Annotated in this window: 4 protein-coding genes; 2 read left to right on the top strand and 2 right to left on the bottom strand. The window is 71.4% G+C overall.

Going from position 1 to position 2,886, the window contains the following annotated elements:
* Both ACYVE9_RS21445 and ACYVE9_RS21440 read right to left on the bottom strand, forming a co-directional pair.
* Nucleotides 1-594: TerD family protein (locus tag ACYVE9_RS21445; protein WP_461029521.1), on the bottom strand; the 594-nt coding region annotated here is incomplete at its 3' end.
* Nucleotides 595-917: 323 nt separating this feature from the next.
* On the bottom strand, nt 918-1,109 hold the full coding sequence (locus ACYVE9_RS21440) for a hypothetical protein (RefSeq protein WP_461029520.1): 192 nt from the start codon (nt 1,107-1,109) through the stop codon (nt 918-920).
* A 172-nt stretch (nt 1,110-1,281) separates the two neighbouring features.
* Between ACYVE9_RS21440 and ACYVE9_RS21435 the strand changes: the two genes are divergently transcribed.
* Together ACYVE9_RS21435 and ACYVE9_RS21430 are read left to right on the top strand one after the other, a co-directional pair.
* Complete coding sequence (locus ACYVE9_RS21435) at nt 1,282-1,860, top strand: toxin (protein ID WP_461029519.1); 579 nt, start codon at nt 1,282-1,284, stop codon at nt 1,858-1,860.
* Nucleotides 1,857-2,886: MAB_1171c family putative transporter (locus tag ACYVE9_RS21430; RefSeq protein ID WP_461029518.1), on the top strand; the 1,030-nt coding region annotated here is incomplete at its 3' end. The genes ACYVE9_RS21435 and ACYVE9_RS21430, both read left to right, overlap by 4 nt.

The following is a 2,886-nucleotide window of genomic DNA, read 5'->3' as shown; positions in this document are numbered from 1 at the left end:
GGCGTCGACCTCCGGGGTGTCCACGCCCGCGTCGGCCTCCTCCGACTCGTCCTGCGAGACGTCGATGCCGAAGTCCGTCGCCAACCCGGCCAGTCCGGAGCCGTAACCCTGGCCCACCGCGCGGAACTTCCAGGCCCCGGCCCGGCGGTACAGCTCACCGAAGACGAACGCCGTCTCGGGGCCCGCGTCGGTGATGTCGAAGGCCAGCAGCGTCTCCCCGGTGTGGTCGGACAGCAGTAGCCGCAGGTCCTCCAGCGCCCCGAACGTCGCGCCCGCGTATCGGCTGGCGGCCACCACCACACGTTCCGCGGTTGCCGGCAGGGCGGAGAGGTCAACGAGGACCCGGTCCTCGGTTCCCGAGCCGGTGGGCGACTTGCCCAGCATCTGCACCGAGCCGTCCGCGGCGGTCGGGTTGTTGTAGAAGAAGAAGTCCTCGTCCCGGGCGACCTTGCCGTCCCCGCCGAGCAGCAGGGTGGAGATGTCGGCGTCGCCCTCGCCGGTGGGATCGGACCAGGAGAGTGTGCACACCACTGAGGCGACGTCGTCCTTGATGTCCGACAGTGCGATGTTCTGGCCCTTGGACATCCGATGCATGCGGCCCCCCACGGTTTCTCTGCGACAGCGCACGCCACAGTGGGGTGTGAGCTGGATCACCCCTGGCGTGTGGCGGAAACGCTAGTGGTTCACCGTTCACCGGACAGGCGGAACCGGAGATTGGCCCGACCTGTCACAGGGCTGTGACGCACCGCGGCCTCCTGCCGCACGCGCCGCGCGCGGCAGGAGTCACTTCGCGGCGCGTGGCCGTGTGGAGGGGCGGGGAGGAGAGGGGCGCCGCTGATCGCGCCGTGTGGGCGGCACTTTCCGGCCACTTCTGCCGCAGCGGTCCGGGACGCGGACGTCGTCCGGGAGTTCGGGGATCACCCGCGGCGCCAGGAGGTGTAGTCGACCAGGTCCGTCCATTCGCGGTCGGTCCGCCCGGGCACGGCCCGGTTCGCCTCCGACCACTGGCGGACCAGCGCGGCGTAGATGGGTGTCTGCTGCGGAACCGGTTCGGCGGGCAGGGTCCGCGGTGGCGGGGAGAGTCGCCCTGCTGATGCTGTGGTGGTCACCCGTGTTCAACGGCCGACCACGCCAGGGGTCACGCGGACGGCACCGGTGAGCCGTCGGTGGCTCGTAAACGCGCTGCCCCCGGGGCTCGTTCGCGCACTAGTGTGAAACAGTCCCGGCGCCCGGTGCGGAAGCGTCCGGGAGGGGCACGAGAGCACGGGAAGGCGAGACGGCGTGGCACCCATCCGGCGACGTGAGCGGCAGCGTCAGGCGCGTCGGCTCGCGGAACTGCGCGGCACCTGCGAGGCGTTGCTGAGCGGGTTGGAGCCGGCCGGCGCCGCCGACGCGTGGGCCCTGTGCGAGCACGTCGGACGACGACGCGGCCGGACGGTCAGATCGCTCGCCATGGACCTGCGCGGCAGCGGCCTGCACGGGCTCTGGATCGCCACCGACGCCGAGGACTTCGTCGTCTACGAGTCCCACACCAGCAGGCTCCACCAGGAGCACATCATCGCGCACGAGCTCGCGCACATCGTCTGCGGCCACCACAGCGGTGAACAGCTCGACGACTCGATGGCGCGTGTACTGTTCCCCAGCATCGATCCCGGTGCCGTGCGCGCCGTGCTCGGCCGCTGCGGATACCAGGCAGGCGCCGAACAGGAGGCGGAAACCATGGCGTCACTGCTGCTGACACGGGTGCGGGCGACTCCCGTCGAACCTGTGGGCCCGGCGCCCGCGGAGGCCGCCGAGACGCTCGCGCGGATCGAGAGCGCACTCGGCACGGACACCTTCCGCCGCCCGACCGGATCATGATCTACCAAGTACTGTCCTGGAGTTGCGCGCTGGGCGGACTGGCGGCGTTCCTCTACAAGCTGCCGGCCGCCGTCCGGCACCGGACCGATCCCGCGCTGATCGCCCTCTGCGCCTACTTCCTGTGCTCCAGCCTCAGCTTCGTGGTGGAACTCGACCAGATCAGGACCCACCTCAACGCCCTGCTGCACTACCCGAACATCACCACGCTGCTGTGCCAGGCCCTGGTCGTGGTGCTCACCGCCGCCCAGCAGGTCGTGCTCGTCCACTGGTCGCACCCGCCGCCGCAGGCCAGGCTGCTGGCCCGTCGCCGCATGCTCGGTTTCGGCGCCGCCCTCCTCGTCCTCGCCGGGCTGTTCTTCTTCGTCAACCCGCCCACCCGGCAGGGATCGGCCGAGGTCACCGTCCTGCTGAACATGGAGAACCCGCGCTACGCGCTGTACTTCTCGCTGTACCTCGCAGTCTGCGCCGTCGGGCAGGTCGGCGCGGTCCGCATGTCCCTGCGGTACGCGCGGATCGCGCATCGGCCCTGGCTGCGCCGCGGCATGTGGGCGGTCACCGCGGGCGGCCTGCTGATCCTCTGCTACTGCGCGGTGCGCTACGTCGAGATCGCCGGCATGCGACTGGGCTTCGACAACCCCTGGAGCTGGCTCTACTGGACGACCGGCAGCGTCGGCTCGCTGCTCCAGGTCTTCGGCTGGACGGTCCCCTCCTGGGGGCCGCAGCTGTCGCGGGCTGGCCGCTGGTGGGCCGACTACCGCGCGTACCGGCGGCTGGCGCCGCTGTGGTGGGCGCTGTACCGCGCCAGCCCCGGCATCGCCCTGGCAGAGCCGCCCTCCCGGCTGGCGGAACTCCTGCCGCCGCGTGACCTGGAGTACCGGCTCTACCGGCGGGTCATCGAGATCCGCGACGGGCAGCTGGCGCTTCGACCCTGGCTGGACCCGGAAGCCGTGCGACGGGAGGCGGACCGGGCCGGGCTGCCGCCGGACCGGCCGTCGACCGCGTACGAGGCCCTGCTGCTGCGCACGG

The sequence above is a fragment of the Streptomyces sparsus genome (assembly GCF_054776295.1).
The sequence above is the reverse complement of the archived record's forward strand: the minus strand, read 5'-3'. Positions and strand labels throughout refer to the sequence as shown.